The organism is Kitasatospora sp. NPDC127035 (genome assembly GCF_042726075.1).
GTDB lineage: Bacteria > Actinomycetota > Actinomycetes > Streptomycetales > Streptomycetaceae > Kitasatospora.
Genome location: NZ_JBHXDN010000034.1, coordinates 22,772 through 36,939 on the forward strand (window position 1 = coordinate 22,772; position 14,168 = coordinate 36,939).

At 73.7% G+C, this 14,168-nt stretch carries 14 protein-coding genes; 13 read left to right on the forward strand and 1 reads right to left on the reverse strand.

Going from position 1 to position 14,168, the window contains the following annotated elements; translation table 11 throughout:
• Nucleotides 1-62 precede the first annotated feature (62 nt).
• From ACFWIC_RS22985 to mutM, 10 genes are all read left to right on the forward strand, one after another.
• On the forward strand, nt 63-1,694 hold the full coding sequence (locus ACFWIC_RS22985; protein WP_329951665.1) for a DAK2 domain-containing protein: 1,632 nt from the start codon (nt 63-65) through the stop codon (nt 1,692-1,694).
• A gap of 108 nt (nt 1,695-1,802) precedes the next feature.
• The gene (gene recG, locus ACFWIC_RS22990; RefSeq protein WP_329882860.1) at nt 1,803-4,043 is read left to right on the forward strand and encodes an ATP-dependent DNA helicase RecG; all 2,241 of its coding nucleotides are present in this window, start codon (nt 1,803-1,805) and stop codon (nt 4,041-4,043) included.
• A 104-nt stretch (nt 4,044-4,147) separates the two neighbouring features.
• Complete coding sequence (locus ACFWIC_RS22995; RefSeq protein WP_329882861.1) at nt 4,148-4,672, forward strand: hypothetical protein; 525 nt, start codon at nt 4,148-4,150, stop codon at nt 4,670-4,672.
• A gap of 153 nt (nt 4,673-4,825) precedes the next feature.
• Complete coding sequence (rsmD, locus tag ACFWIC_RS23000) at nt 4,826-5,410, forward strand: 16S rRNA (guanine(966)-N(2))-methyltransferase RsmD (RefSeq protein WP_329882862.1); 585 nt, start codon at nt 4,826-4,828, stop codon at nt 5,408-5,410.
• 51 nt (nt 5,411-5,461) lie between these two features.
• The gene (gene coaD / locus ACFWIC_RS23005; protein WP_329882863.1) at nt 5,462-5,953 is read left to right on the forward strand and encodes a pantetheine-phosphate adenylyltransferase; all 492 of its coding nucleotides are present in this window, start codon (nt 5,462-5,464) and stop codon (nt 5,951-5,953) included.
• A gap of 227 nt (nt 5,954-6,180) precedes the next feature.
• On the forward strand, nt 6,181-7,419 hold the full coding sequence (locus ACFWIC_RS23010; protein WP_329951667.1) for a cell division initiation protein: 1,239 nt from the start codon (nt 6,181-6,183) through the stop codon (nt 7,417-7,419).
• Nucleotides 7,420-7,560: 141 nt separating this feature from the next.
• Entirely contained in the window at nt 7,561-8,205 is a 645-nt protein-coding gene (locus ACFWIC_RS23015; RefSeq protein WP_329882865.1) for a DUF177 domain-containing protein, read from the forward strand.
• 2 nt (nt 8,206-8,207) lie between these two features.
• On the forward strand, nt 8,208-8,381 hold the full coding sequence (rpmF, locus tag ACFWIC_RS23020; RefSeq protein ID WP_030056747.1) for a 50S ribosomal protein L32: 174 nt from the start codon (nt 8,208-8,210) through the stop codon (nt 8,379-8,381).
• A 20-nt stretch (nt 8,382-8,401) separates the two neighbouring features.
• On the forward strand, nt 8,402-9,190 hold the full coding sequence (rnc, locus tag ACFWIC_RS23025; RefSeq protein WP_329882866.1) for a ribonuclease III: 789 nt from the start codon (nt 8,402-8,404) through the stop codon (nt 9,188-9,190).
• A 57-nt stretch (nt 9,191-9,247) separates the two neighbouring features.
• Nucleotides 9,248-10,126 carry a bifunctional DNA-formamidopyrimidine glycosylase/DNA-(apurinic or apyrimidinic site) lyase gene (mutM, locus tag ACFWIC_RS23030; RefSeq protein ID WP_380519898.1) on the forward strand — a complete coding sequence of 293 codons (879 nt, stop codon included), beginning with the start codon at nt 9,248-9,250 and terminating at the stop codon, nt 10,124-10,126.
• A gap of 6 nt (nt 10,127-10,132) precedes the next feature.
• Here the strand turns inward: mutM and ACFWIC_RS23035 are convergent, their stop codons facing one another.
• Nucleotides 10,133-11,053: a hypothetical protein gene (locus ACFWIC_RS23035; RefSeq protein ID WP_380356909.1), complete on the reverse strand. Its 921-nt coding sequence runs from the start codon at nt 11,051-11,053 to the stop codon at nt 10,133-10,135.
• A 332-nt stretch (nt 11,054-11,385) separates the two neighbouring features.
• Between ACFWIC_RS23035 and ACFWIC_RS23040 the strand changes: the two genes are divergently transcribed.
• From ACFWIC_RS23040 to ACFWIC_RS23050, 3 genes are all read left to right on the forward strand, one after another.
• The gene (locus ACFWIC_RS23040; protein WP_329951669.1) at nt 11,386-12,771 is read left to right on the forward strand and encodes a hypothetical protein; all 1,386 of its coding nucleotides are present in this window, start codon (nt 11,386-11,388) and stop codon (nt 12,769-12,771) included.
• A gap of 192 nt (nt 12,772-12,963) precedes the next feature.
• Nucleotides 12,964-13,470 carry a helix-turn-helix domain-containing protein gene (locus ACFWIC_RS23045; RefSeq protein WP_329951670.1) on the forward strand — a complete coding sequence of 169 codons (507 nt, stop codon included), beginning with the start codon at nt 12,964-12,966 and terminating at the stop codon, nt 13,468-13,470.
• A gap of 35 nt (nt 13,471-13,505) precedes the next feature.
• A complete protein-coding gene (locus tag ACFWIC_RS23050) occupies nt 13,506-13,805 on the forward strand; it encodes an acylphosphatase (RefSeq protein WP_329951671.1) in 300 nt (99 codons plus the stop codon).
• The last annotated feature ends 363 nt before the right edge of the window (nt 13,806-14,168 follow it).

The window sequence follows — 14,168 nt, forward strand, 5'->3', positions numbered from 1 at the left end:
CCGGTATCACCCCTCGCCGTTCACCCTCAGGCCATCACGGCGTCCCATCCGGAGGAGACCTGGTGCTGCACACGCTCGACGCCCCGGCCGTGCGCAGCTGGTGCCAGCTGGCCCTGCGCGCGCTCGGCCAGGCCCGTGAGGAGATCGACGCACTCAACGTCTATCCCGTCCCGGACGGCGACACCGGCACCAACCTGTACCTGACCGTCGAGTCGGCCGCCGCGGCGGTGGAGAGCCGGTTCGCCGACCCGGGACCGGGCGGGGTGCCGGGGCTCGCCGAGACCGCCCGGGCGATGGCCCGCGGCGCGCTGGTCGGCGCCCGCGGCAACTCCGGGGTGATCCTCGCCCAGTGGCTGCGCGGCACCGCCGAGATGCTCGCCGAGGGCGGCGGCGCCGACCAGCTGCGGGCCGCCCTCCAACGGGCCGCCGACTCCGCCTACCAGGCCGTCGCCGAGCCGGTCGAGGGCACCCTGCTCACCGTCGCCCGGGTCGCCGCCCGGGAGGCGGGCCGGGCCGGTGCGGGGCTCGGCCAGGTCGCCGACACCGCGTACCGGGCCGCCCGGGACGCGCTGCGGCGCACCCCCGAACAGCTCGCCGTGCTCGCCGAGAACGGGGTGGTGGACGCCGGGGGCCGGGGCCTGGTCGCCGTCCTCGGCGCGCTCGCCGACGCGGTGGCCGGGCACCAGCCGATGGGCCCGGTCGCCCTGCGCGGGGACCTCCACGTGGTGGAGAGCTGCTCCGGACACGTCCGCCCGCCCGGGCCGGGCCACCCCGCGTTCGAGGTCATCTACCTGCTGGACGCCCCCGACGAGGCCCTGCCGGCGCTGCGCGAACGGCTGGCGGGTCTCGGCGACTCGCTGGTGGTCGGCGGCGGCGACGGACTCTGGAACGTGCACGTCCACGTGGACGACGCGGGCGCCGCCGTCGAGGCCGGGGTCGGGGCCGGGCGTCCGCACCAGATCCGGATCACCCACTTCGCCGAGGCCGCCGCCCGGGCCGGCACCGCCGCCGACCGCGGCGAGGCCGAGCGGCGCACCCGCGCGGTGCTCTCGGTGGTCTCGGGCGCGGGCCTGGCCGAACTCTGCGAGCAGGCCGGCGCGGTCGTGCTGCACGCCGAGCCCGGCCGCCCGCCGGCCAGCGCCGAACTCACCGCCGCCGTCCGCCGGTCCGCCGCCCGCGAGGTCGTGCTGCTGCTCAACGACCCGGAGCTGCGGGCCGCCGCGGGCGCCGCCGCCGACCAGCTGCGCGAGGAGGGCGTCCGGATCGCCGTCCTGCCCACCCGGTCGCCGGTCCAGGGCCTGGCCGCGCTCGCCGTGCACGAGTCCGCCCGGCGCTTCGACGAGGACGTGGTCGCCATGACCTCCGCGGCCGGCGCCACCCGGTACGCCGAACTGGCGGTCGCCGAGGGGGAGTCCTGGACCATGGCCGGGGTCTGCCAGGCCGGCGACGTGCTCGGCCTGATCGACGGGGACGTCGCGGTGATCGGCACCGGGCTGGCCGAGGTCGGCACGAGCGTGCTGGACCGGATGCTCGGCGCCGGCGGCGAACTGGTCACCCTGATCCTCGGCGAGGGCGCGCCCGAGGGGCTGGCCGAGCGGATGGTCGCGCACGCCCGGCACCGGCGGCCCGAGGTGGACGCGGTGGTCTTCCACGGCGGCCAGGAGTCGGCGCCGCTGCTCATCGGCGTGGAGTGAGGCGGCTCCGCGGGCGGCTCCGCGGGCCGCGCCGGACCGGGGCGGCCGGAGGGCGCGTCGGCGGAGTGAGGGCCGGTCTGTCGGTCCCGTGGTGTAAACAAGGCCCTGATGGGCGCTCTCGATGAACCACTGACCAAGCTCGTCGGCGACCGGACCGCCAAGGTGCTCGCCGACAGCCTCAAGCTGCGCACGGTCGGGGACCTGCTGCACCACTACCCGCGCCGCTACGTCGAACGCGGCCAGCTCACCAGCCTGGACGAGCTGGAGATCGACGAGCACGTCACCGTGCTGGCCAGGGTCGAGAAGGTCACCCTGATCCCGTTCCGCGGGCGCAAGGGCGACCGGCTGGAGGTCGTCGTCACCGACGGCCGCAGCCGGCTCTCGCTGGTCTTCTTCAACCAGGGCTGGCGGCAGAAGGAGCTGAAGGGCGGCTCCCAGGGCCTGTTCGCGGGCAAGGTGGGCGTCTTCAACCGCACCCGCCAGCTGGTCTCGCCGGACTACCAGCTGCTCGACGCGGACGCGGACGCCGGCGCCGCCCAGCAGTTCGCCGGCCGGCTCATCCCCGTGTACGGCGCCAGCGCCCAGATGCCCAGCTGGAAGCTCTCGCTCTGCGTCGAGACGGCGCTCACCAAGCACCTGTCCGACGTCGGCGAGCCGCTCCCCGCCGAACTGCGCGAGCGGCACGACCTGATCCCGCTGCCCGAGGCGCTCGAACTGATCCACCGCCCGCGCAACCAGGCCGACCGCGAACGCGCCCAGGAACGGCTCCGCTGGGACGAGGCGTTCGTCCTCCAGGTCGCCCTCGCGCAGCGCCGGGCCGCCGACTCCGCCCTGCCCGCCAAGCCGCGCAGGGCCCGGGAGGGCGGCCTGCTCGACGCCTTCGACGCCCGGCTGCCGTTCACCCTCACGGAGGGCCAGCAGAAGGTCTCCGCGGAGATCGCCGCCGACCTGGCGGGCGAACACCCGATGCACCGCCTGCTCCAGGGCGAGGTCGGCTCCGGCAAGACCCTGGTCGCGCTGCGCGCCATGCTCGCCGTGGTGGACGCCGGCGGACAGGCGGTGCTGCTCGCGCCCACCGAGGTCCTGGCCCAGCAGCACCACCGCTCGATCGTCGAGATGATGGGCGACCTGGCCGAGGGCGGTCTGCTCGGCGGCTCCGACCTGGGCACCCGGGTGGCGCTGCTCACCGGCTCGATGGGCGTCCCGGCCCGCCGCCAGGTGCTGCTCGACATGGCCTGCGGGGACGCCGGCATCGCGATCGGCACCCACGCGCTGATCGAGGACAAGGTGCAGTTCCAGGACCTCGGCCTGGTCGTGGTCGACGAGCAGCACCGCTTCGGCGTCGAGCAGCGCGACGCGCTGCGCGCCAAGGGCGACCAGCCGCCGCACCTGCTGGTGATGACCGCCACCCCGATCCCGCGCACCGTCGCGATGACCGTCTTCGGGGACTTGGAGACCTCCGTGCTGGACCAGCTTCCGGCCGGCCGCTCGCCCATCTCCACCCACGTCGTCCCGGCCGTCGAGAAGCCCAACTTCCTGGCGCGGGCCTGGGAGCGGGTCCGCGAGGAGGTGACCCGGGGCCACCAGGCGTACGTGGTCTGCCCCCGGATCGGGGACGAGGAGCCCGCCGACCCGAAGGCCGCGAAGGGCGCGAAGAAGCGGCGCCGGGCCGAGGACGAGCTGGAGGACCTCACCGACGACGCACCGGACGAGGGCGCCGCGAGCGACGAGCGGCGGCCCCCGCTCTCCGTCGTGGAGACCGCCGCGAAGCTGGTCGGGGGCCCGCTGGCCGGGCTGCGGGTGGAGATCCTGCACGGCCGGCTGACGCCCGAGGCCAAGGACGACGTGATGCGCCGGTTCACGGCCGGCGCGGTGGACGTGCTGGTCGCGACCACGGTGATCGAGGTCGGCGTCAACGTCCCGAACTCCACCGTGATGGTGATCATGGACGCGGACCGGTTCGGCGTCTCCCAGCTCCACCAGCTCCGCGGCCGGGTCGGGCGCGGCTCCGCCGCCGGGCTCTGCCTGCTGGTCAGCGACATGCCCGCGGGCAGCGCCGCCCGGGCCCGGCTGGACGCGGTGGCCGGCACGCTGGACGGCTTCCAGCTGTCCCGGATCGACCTCGAACAGCGCCGCGAGGGCGACGTCCTGGGCCAGGCGCAGTCGGGTGTGAAGTCCTCGCTCAAGGTGCTCTCGGTGCTGGAGGACGAGGAGGTCATCGTGACCGCCCGCACCGAGGCCACCCGGCTGGTCGCCGAGGACCCCGGGCTGACCGCCCACCCGGAGCTGCGCACCGCGCTGGCGAGCCTGCTCGACGAGGACCGTGCGGAGTATCTGGAGAAGGGCTGAGGCCCGCTCGGCAGAGCCCGATTGTCAGACCCCCGGGAGAGAATGAAGGTGTTCAGGACGCACCCCCAAGGTGCGTTCCTGGCGCGACACTTGGGGGTTTTGCCATGGCATTCCGTCATCTCAACGAGCTCCCGCTGGGCGACAAGGTCTTCCGGATCGAACTCGCCAGCGACGACGACCGCGAGGTCACCCTCACCCTCACCGGCTGGCGCGAGGGGGAAGCGGCCGCGCCGCTCGCCTCCGGACGGCTGCGGCTGCCGGTCGAGGACGTCGCCTCGCTCCGGATCGCGCTCAACCGGGCGCTCCGGGCCCTGGCGATCGTCGCCGACGTCTCCGAGCCCATCCCCGACCGTGACGTGCTGCGCGAGCTCTACCCCGGACACGGCGCCCCCTGGGTGCCGCAGCACGAGGAGGAACTGGTCCGGCGGTTCCACGAGAACGAGACCGTCGCCCGGATCGCCGCCCGCTTCGGCCGTACGCCCGACTCCGTCCGCACCAAGCTGCGGGAGCTCGGCCACGACCCGCGCCGCCCCGAGTACTGCCCGCCCGACGGCTGCCTCTCCTGGTCCCGCTACGCCTCGCCGACGCTGCTCGGCGCGGCCGTCCCGGCCCAGGCGGCGGGGGAGTAGCCGGCATCCGGTCCGTGGGTGCGACGGGGGCGCGACGGGGGCGCGGCGTCCGCGGTGACGAGCTGAAGTGAGGGGGAGGGCCCCGCCGGTCGGACCGGCGGGGCCCGGCCCGTATAGCGTGGTCGGGCAGCGACGAAAGGACCTCCCACCACCATGACCCGCGTGATCGCCGGGGCGGCCGGCGGCCGCCGACTGGCCGTACCGCCCGGTCGGGGCACCCGCCCGACCTCCGACAAGGCCCGCGAGGCGATGTTCTCCACCCTGGAGGCGCTGCGCGGCACCCTGCACGGCATCCGGATGCTGGACCTGTTCGGCGGGTCCGGCGCGGTCGGCCTGGAGGCGCTGTCGCGCGGCGCCGAGCACGTGCTGCTGGTCGAGGCCGACGCCCAGGCGGCCCGGGTGATCCGGGAGAACGTCCGGACGATCGGACTGCCGGGCGCGCTGGTGAAGGCCGCCAGGGCGGAGAAGGTGATCGCCGGGCCGGCTCCGGAGGCTCCGTACGACCTCGTCTTCCTCGACCCGCCGTACGTCGTCACCGACGACGAGGTGCGCGAGATGCTGATCACACTGTCGGCCGGGGGCTGGCTCGCGGCCGACGCACTCGTCACCGTGGAGCGCAGCACCCGGGGCGGCGAGTTCGGCTGGCCGGAGGGCTTCGAGGTACTGCGCTCGCGCCGGTACGGCGAGGGCACCCTCTGGTACGGTCGCGCCGCCGCCGAGACCCGTCGCCACCCGTAGCGGGCCGAGGCCCGAAGCAGTCTCGTCACCCCATGAGGGAGCACCAACGCCATGCGCCGTGCCGTCTGCCCCGGATCGTTCGACCCGATCACCAACGGTCACCTCGACATCATCGAGCGGGCCTCGAAGCTGTACGACGTGGTGCACGTCGCGGTGTTGATCAACCGCAACAAGGAGGGCATGTTCAGCGTCGAGGAGCGGATCGCGCTGATCGAGGAGACCACCGCGCAGTACGGGAACGTCGTGGTCGAGTCGCACCTCGGCCTGCTGGTGGACTTCTGCCGGGAGCGGGACATCCCGGCGATCATCAAGGGCCTGCGCGCCGTCAGCGACTTCGACTACGAGCTGCAGATGGCCCAGATGAACCACGGGCTGACCGGCGTCGAGACGCTCTTCGTGCCGACGTCGCCGACGTACAGCTTCCTCTCCTCGACGCTGGTCAAGGAGGTGGCCTCGTACGGCGGCGACGTCTCGCACCTGCTGCCGGAGACGGTGCACGGCCGCCTGGTCGAGCGGATCGCCGAGCGGCGCGCCGGGCGGTAGCGCGCGACGGGGCGGCCGGCCCGCGGGGTGGGCCCGGTGGTGACCTCCGGTCCGTTTCTGCCGGTTCGTCACGGTATGTCGGTCAGGTGGGTGGTCGGCCCCGTCCGGACGTTGTGACCTCGCCCCGCCGTGGCCGTACAGTCTGTATTCCTGCCCTGCGGTGAGGTGCACCGCGCCGGGCGCTGCCTCCGCCGGACCGTCGGCGGCACACGGAAAGACGAAGCCCCGTGGACGTGCAGAACAAGGTCGACGAGATCGTGGCCGCCGTCGAGAACGCCCGCTCGATGCCCATGTCGGCCTCCTGCGTGGTGAACCGGGCCGAGCTGGTCGGCCTGCTCCAGGACCTGCGCTCGGCACTGCCCGCCGAGTTGGCCCAGGCCCAGTCGGTGATGGCCGACCACGAGTCGGTGGTCGCGGACGCCCAGTCCGAGGCCGACCGGATCATCCAGGGGGCGCACGCCGAACGGGGCTCGCTGATCTCCGACACCGAGGTGGTCCGCCGCGCCCAGGCCGAGGCCGACCGGATCCTCGTCGAGGCCCGCGCCGAGGTCGACACCAAGCGCGCCGAGGCCGACGACTACGTGGACAGCAAGCTGGCCAACTTCGAGGTCGTGCTCACCAAGACGCTCGGCGCCGTCGGCCGCGGCCGGACCAAGCTGCGCGGCGACGCGAGCGTCTTCGAGAACGACTTCGACGGCGAGAGCGACGGCGAGGAGTTCCGGCCGCAGCGGACCAGCCCGAGCCCCGAGGTCGACGAGTACGTCGATGTGAAGCTCGCCACCCTGGAGAACGTGCTCAGCGCGACCCTGGAGGCGGTCGGCAAGGGCCGCGACAAGCTGCTCGGCAAGCGGCCGATCGACGAGCTGGGCGCCTACCTGGCCGCCGCCGACCAGGCGCAGCAGGCCAAGGAGCGGGCCGAGGCGGTCGCCGCGGGCTTCGCCGGGGACGCCGACGGTGCCGACATCGCGTGGTACCGCGAGGAGGTTCCGCAGCAGCAGAGCTGGCCGGAGCAGGCCCCGGCGGCGGCGGGCTGGCAGTCCCCGGGGGCCGACCAGTACGCGGCCGCGCAGCAGGGCGGCGGCCAGTACGCGGAGGTGTACGGCGGCGGCTTCGACCCGGCGATCGGCCAGGGGGGCGACCCGTACGCCGGCCAGTACGGCTACGGCCAGCAGGTCCCGCAGATCCAGCACGCGCAGCAGGTCCAGCACGTGCAGCAACCCGGCTACCCGGAGGGCCGGCAGGGCCAGCAGGGCGGGTACGACTACCCGCCCCAGCACCAGGGGTACGCCGCCCAGCAGTACGACGCCTGGGGCAACCCCCAGCCCGAGGCCGGGGCCGGCTACCCGCAGCCGCCGGCCAACCCGCCGGCCCTTCCGCAGCAGGCGCAGCCCGGCCTGGACGAGACCAGCTTCTTCGACACCAGCATGATCGACATGACCCGGCTCCGGGAGCTCGGCGGGAGGTAGTGGCCGGGAGCGAAGTTGGGCCTGGCCGGAGACTCCGGTAGTCTGACCACTCCGGCCTCTCCGTGTCGGGCCGTCGGTCTGCCCGCGCATCCATTCGATGAGTGGCGCCGCACATCAGTTTTCTCAGGAAGTCAGGACACCTTGAACCGCCTCGACCACCGCGACCCCCTCGTGTTCGACACGCACGAGCTGGGCCGTCGTCCGGGTGCGCTGCGCAAGGTGAGCCGGACCCTGGAGGCCCCCGAGGGCCTGGGGATCATCGACGTGATCGGTGTTCCCGAGAAGAGTGAGATGGTTCTGGAGCTCCGCCTGGAGTCCGTGGTCGAGGGCGTGCTGGTGACCGGCACCGCCGAGACCGTGGTCGAGGGCGAGTGTGTACGGTGCCTGGAGCCGGTCGAGTTCGACCTCGACGTGGACTTCCAGGAGCTGTACTACTACCCGGAGTCCGACGAGCGCCATCGCGCCCGGACCGCCGGGACCGAGGACCTCGAAGAGGACTCGGAAGAAGAGACTTACCGTCTGGAGGGCGACTACTTCGACCTCCGGCCGGTGCTGCGTGACGCGGTGGTGCTCGCACTGCCGCTGCAGCCGGTGTGCCAGGAAGACTGCCTGGGCCTGTGCTCCGAGTGCGGAGCGCGCCTGAGCGACGACCCGGCGCACCACCACGACGCCGCCGACCCCCGGTGGGCGGCTCTGCAGGGACTCTCCGCCGCCCCTGGCGACGAGGGTGACGGAATCAAGTACAGCGACACCCGTGAGGGTCTCGCCGAGAACCAGGAGAAGTAGCCGTGGCTGTTCCGAAGCGGAAGATGTCGCGCAGCAACACGCGCCACCGTCGGTCCAACTGGAAGGCCGTTGTCCCGGCCCTCGTGGCGTGCGACCGCTGCCACGAGCCGAAGCTGGGTCACATCGCGTGCCCGAGCTGCGGCACGTACAACCGTCGCCAGGTCCTCTCGGTCTGATCGGCGGGGTGCACGGATCGATGTCGGACGGTAACTCTTCCCGCAAGGCGACCACCGCAACGAAGGCTCCTTCGGGTGGCGGAAAGGCCGGCGGGCCGGCTTCGACCGAATACGACGTCCTGGAAGGGCGCCTCGGGTACACGCTCGAGCGCGCCCTTCTGGTGCGTGCCCTGACCCACCGCTCGTACGCGTACGAGAACGGCGGGCTGCCCACCAACGAGCGCCTGGAGTTCCTCGGCGACTCGGTGCTGGGCCTGGTGGTGACCGACACCCTCTACCGCGTCCACCCGGACGTCCCGGAGGGCACGCTCGCCAAGCTGCGCGCCGCGGTGGTCAACTCGCGCGCGCTCGCCGACGTCGGACGCGGCCTGGAGCTCGGCACGTTCATCCGGCTCGGCAAGGGCGAGGAGGGCACCGGAGGCCGCGACAAGTCGTCGATCCTCGCCGACACCGTCGAGGCCGTGATCGGCGCCGTCTACCTGGACCAGGGCCTGGACGCGGCCACCGAGTTCGTCCACCGGCTGTTCGACCCGCTGATCGAGGAATCCTCTCAGCTGGGCGCGGGCCTGGACTGGAAGACCAGCCTCCAGGAGCTCACCGCCTCGGTGGGCATCGGAGTGCCGGAGTACGTGGTCGAGGAATCCGGTCCGGACCACGAGAAGACCTTCACCGCGGCGGCCCGGGTGGCCGGCGAGGACTTCGGCAGCGGCGTCGGCCGCTCGAAGAAGGAAGCCGAGCAGAAGGCCGCGGAGAGCGCCTGGCGGGCGATCAAGGAGAAGTACGCCGACCGCCTGCCCGGCGGCGCCTGAGCACGCAGTAGCCTTCCTCCAGCAGACGCAGTTCCCCGTCGCAGGAGGCTTGTTCCCGTGCCCGAACTTCCCGAGGTCGAGGTCGTCCGCCGCGGTCTGGCGAACTGGGTCGCCGGACGGACCGTGGCCGGGGTCGAGGTGCTGCACCCGCGTGCGGTGCGGCGCCAGCAGGCCGGCGCGGCCGACTTCACCGCCCGGCTCACCGGCACCACCCTCGGCACCGTGCAGCGGCGGGGCAAGTACCTGTGGGTGCCGCTCGCCGGCACCGGGACCGGGTTCGCGCTGATCGGCCACCTCGGGATGAGCGGCCAGCTGCTCGTCCAGGACCCGTCCGCGCCGGACGAGAAGCACCTGCGGGTCCGGCTGCGGTTCGGCGACGGCGGGCGCGAGCTGCGCTTCGTCGACCAGCGGACCTTCGGCGGGCTGGCGGTCGAGGAGGCCGAGGACGGCGACCCGGAGGGCACCCCGGTCTCCATCGCGCACATCGCCCGCGACCCGCTCGACCCGCGCTTCGACGACGCCGCCTTCGTGACCGCGCTGCGCCTCAGGCGCACCACCGTCAAGCGCGCGCTGCTGGACCAGACGCTGATCAGCGGGGTCGGCAACATCTACGCGGACGAGGCGCTCTGGCGCACCCGGCTGCACTACGACCGCCCGACCGGGTCCCTCACCCGCCCGCAGGCGCTGCTGCTGCTGGCCAACGCCCGGGACGTGATGTCCGCGGCGCTGGCCGTCGGTGGCACCAGTTTCGACAGCCTGTACGTCAACGTGAACGGCGAGAGCGGCTACTTCTCCCGGGACCTGGACGCCTACGGCCGCGAGCAGGAGCCGTGCCGGCGCTGCGGGACGCCGATCCGGCGGGCCGCCTGGATGAACCGGTCCAGCTACTTCTGCCCCCGCTGCCAGCGGGTGCCGCGGGTCCGCAGCGGGGGCTGAGCGGCCTCAGTGCTTGGCGAGTTCGGGCTGCGGCCGTTCGGATTCGGGCGCGCCGTGGGTGTCCTGGCCGAAGTAGGCGACGCCGACCGCCGCGACCACCGAGAGCAGGAAGCCGGCCACGCCGAGCCAGCCGAGCCCGGCCTTCGAGGAGTCGCCGAGCCAGAGCACGCCGACCGCGCCGGGCAGCACCGTCTCACCGACGACCAGGGCCGCGGTGGCCCCGTTCACCGAGCCGATCTGCAGCGCCACGGTGTGCACGTACATGCCGCCGATGCCGCCGACGAGGATCGCGTACAGGGCCGGGTCGGAGAGCAGCGCGCCGAGCTCGAACGGCTCGATCCCGTTGAGGATGCGCACGCCGACGCCGAGCGCGCCGAAGCCCAGACCGGAGAGCAGGCCGGCGACGATCGCGCCGTTGGCCCCCATCCGGCGGACCAGCAGGCCACCGCCGACCAGCAGCACGGTGGTGATCGCCAGCAGCCCCCAGTGGAAGGCCATCGCGGCGTGGTGGCCGCCCTCCGGTCCGGCCGAGACCGCCAGCAGCACCAGCGCCGAGCAGAGCACGCCGATCGACACCCACTCCAGCTGCTTGAGCCGGATCCCGAGCAGCTTGATCGACAGCACCGCGGTGATCACCAGGTTGGCGCTGATGATGGTCTGGGAGAGGAACAGCGGCAGCAGCCGGGCGGCCAGCGCGCCGAGGCCGAAGCCGATGAAGTCCAGCACCGTGCCGAGGATGAACTCCCAGGTCACGGCCGCCTTGGCGGTGGAGGAGAGGCTCGGCCCGCCGTGCGCGGTGGTCCCGGCGGCGGAGGCGCCCTTGGCGGCCTCCTCCCGGGCGGAGCGGCGTGATCCGACGGCCTGCAGGACCGAGCCGATGCCGTAGCAGGCGGAGGCCGCCACGGCGGTGACGAGGCCGATCAACACGCTGTGCTCCGATCGAGAGGAATGCGGGAGGAGAGGAGTGCGGGAGGAATGGTCAAGAGAAGGTCATGAACGGGCCGTACGGCCACCACTATGCCCGGTCGCGGAGTACGGTCGGACCGCCCCCCGGTGGTCGTCGCGAGCTGCGGTGACCCGCCGGAACGTACGTCCGGGCAGGTGGCCGGGTTCCCGCCGCCCGCCCGGCTCAGGGACCCGCCCGGGTAGAGATCATCCCCGGGGAGGGGACGCACCCCGGCGGACGGTGGGGGTCACCCGGCAGGCCGTACCCGACGGGTATGCCGTGCCGGAGGGCCCGGAGAGGTAGCGTCGATGGCATGAGAACCCTTGCTCGACGACGTTCCCGGGCCGCCGGGCCGCCGGCCCTGGTGGCGGCGCTGCTCGGGCTGCTGCTCGGCTTGCTGCTCCTGGTGACGCCGGCGGCCTCGGCGGCGGGCGGGCTGGACGACGCGGCCGCCACGCTCAAGCAGGGCCGGGTGTACGTCGACCCGGCCATGGCCGGCCGGTTCGACCAGGGGCAGGCCGACGCGCTGACCGAGAAGATCCGCAAGACCGACAAGCCGATCTTCGTCGCGGTGGTCCCGGCCGCGGCTCCCTACGGCGCCCAGACGGTCTTCGACGACCTGCGGACCAAGGTCGGCATCACCGGTACCTACGCCGTCTGGCGCGGCGACCAGTTCCAGGCCCGCTCGGACCGGGCCGCGCTGGCCAGCGAGAGCGCCGAACGGATCGCGGGCGCCTCCTTCCGCTCGCACCCCGGCGACATCGGCGCCACCCTCGACGACTTCGTCGACACCGCCGCCCCGCAGGTCAAGGGGAACGGTGTGAACAGCGGTGCGGGCGGCGCCTCGACCGCCGCGATCGTGGTCCCGCTGGCCCTGCTCGCACTGGCCGGTACCGGCGTCTTCCTGCTCTTCCGCCGCGCGAAGCGGCGCAAGGAGGAGCAGCGCCGGGCCGAACTCGCACAGCTGCGACGGGTCGTCGACGAGGACATCACGGCCTACGGCGAGGAGCTCGACCGGCTCGACTTCGACCCGGGTGCCGCGGACGCGGACGACGTGCAGCGCGGCGACTACACCCACGCCCTGGACTCCTATGACCGGGCCAAGCGTCTGATGGACGAGGCCAGGGGACCGCACGACGTGAAGCCGGTCACCGAGGCGCTGGAGGACGGCCGGTTCGCGCTGGCCACCCTGGAGGCCCGGCGGGAGAGCAGGCCGCTGCCGGAGCGGCGTCCGCCGTGCTTCTTCGACCCGCGGCACGGCCCGTCGGTGCAGGACGCCGACTGGGCCCCGGCGGACGGCGCGGCGCGCACCGTCCCGGTCTGCCGCGCCGACGCGGAGCGGCTGGCGGCCGGGCAGGCCCCGGACATCCGGACCGTCCCGACCGAGCACGGGCCGCAGCCGTACTGGAACGCCGGACCGGCGTACGGGCCCTGGGCGGGCGGCTACTTCGGCGGCTTCGGCGGCGGCGGGCTGCTGCCGGGCCTGCTGGTCGGCACGATGCTCGGTTCGATGATGGCCACCCCGGCCTACGCGGCCGGCGCGGGCGACGCCGGTTCCGGCTACGAGGGCGGCGACGTCTCCGGGGCCGACTACAACTCCTCCGACTTCGACGGCGGGTTCGGCGGCGGCGACTACGGGGGCGGTGGCGGCGGCGACTTCGGTGGCGGTGGCGGCGGCGACTTCGGCGGAGGGTTCTGACTCCGTCGTTCGGCTCCGGCCGGTGCGACGACCGGCCCGCGGCCCCGCCGGACGACCGGCGGGGCCGCGGCGTCCGTCCGGGGAGTGGCCCGGACGGCGCCGGATCCGACCCGCTGATCGATGTCCGGCGTGGCTCCGGAGCCCCGGCCGTACGGGTTTGAGAAGGCAACCCGGTATGGGAAGGTGGAGGACGTGACGCCCCGCACCCCTTCAGCCGTTCCCGCCGCGCCCGCCCTGCCGGGGCGGCCCTGCTCGATCGCCGCCGCGCTGCACGTGGTGGGGGAGAAGTGGGCGCTGCTCGCCGTGCGGGAGCTGTTCTACGGCAACCACCGGTTCGACCGGATCGCCCGGAACACCGGGGCGCCCCGCGACCGGCTCACCGCCCGGCTGCGCGCGCTGGAAGAGGCCGGCGTGGTCGAACGGCGCGCGTACAGCGAACGCCCGCCCCGGTACGAGTACCACCTGACGGAGGCGGGCCGCGACCTCGCGCCCCTCAGCCAGGCCCTGCTCGGCTGGGGCGACCGGTGGCTGATGCCGGAGCCCCCGGTCGGCCTGGAGCACGACCCGCAGGGGCACGAACCGCACCCGTACGACCCGGCCTGGGTGTGCCGCACCTGCGGCGAGCAGGGGCGCCGCGCGGACCTGCGGATCGAGGTCCACAGCCCGGGCTGGACGACGGAGGGCCCGACGGCGCCGTGACGCGGGCCGTCGCCCCGCCGGATAGGGTCGGGGGCATGCACGGTCGCGACGCCCACAGTGACGAGCCGGTCCGGGTCACCGCCTGGGTGCGGGGCAAGGTCCAGCAGGTCGGCTTCCGCTGGTGGACCAGGGCGCGGGCGCTGGAGATCGGCCTCACCGGCTACGCGAGCAACCTCGGCGACGGCCGGGTGCAGGTGGTGGCCGAGGGCGTCGCCGTCGACTGCGAACAGCTGCTCGCCCTGCTCAGGGGCGCCGGCACACCGGGCCGGGTCGCCGGGGTGACCGAGATCTGGACCGCCGTCGGCACGGGTTACGAGGGCTTCGAGATCCGCTGAGCCGGACCCGGTCCGGTTCCGGCCCTGGCCGGGTCCGGAACCCGTGCGAAAGGATCGGCAACTGGCGGTGTCGTACGGTTGCCATCCGGGCAGACTCGTGGTTGACTCCGCATCGGACGATGATCCACGAGCTCGTGGTGGACCTCCCCGCGACCGCCCGGCGTGACCACACCGCCAGGCAGGTGACAGGGGCGCGGTAGCGTGCGGTGATCGTGTTGACCCGTACCGTCTTTGGTGAGACGCTGGAAACCCGCGCACACGACCGCGTTATCCCGGCAGGCGCATGCCCTCGTGAGCCCAGCTCACGGCGGTTGTGCCGTAGTGCCCAGCCAGCACTGCCGGGGCGCGACGCGCGTGCGTCCC

Coding starts and splice junctions, on each gene's coding strand:
- rsmD (WP_329882862.1), top strand. CDS start 4,826: ATGACCCGCGTGATCGCCGGGGCGGCCGGCGGCCGCCGACTGGCCGTA.
- rnc (WP_329882866.1), top strand. CDS start 8,402: ATGTCGGACGGTAACTCTTCCCGCAAGGCGACCACCGCAACGAAGGCT.
- ACFWIC_RS23040 (WP_329951669.1), top strand. CDS start 11,386: ATGAGAACCCTTGCTCGACGACGTTCCCGGGCCGCCGGGCCGCCGGCC.
- ACFWIC_RS22995 (WP_329882861.1), top strand. CDS start 4,148: ATGGCATTCCGTCATCTCAACGAGCTCCCGCTGGGCGACAAGGTCTTC.
- ACFWIC_RS23050 (WP_329951671.1), top strand. CDS start 13,506: ATGCACGGTCGCGACGCCCACAGTGACGAGCCGGTCCGGGTCACCGCC.
- recG (WP_329882860.1), top strand. CDS start 1,803: ATGGGCGCTCTCGATGAACCACTGACCAAGCTCGTCGGCGACCGGACC.
- coaD (WP_329882863.1), top strand. CDS start 5,462: ATGCGCCGTGCCGTCTGCCCCGGATCGTTCGACCCGATCACCAACGGT.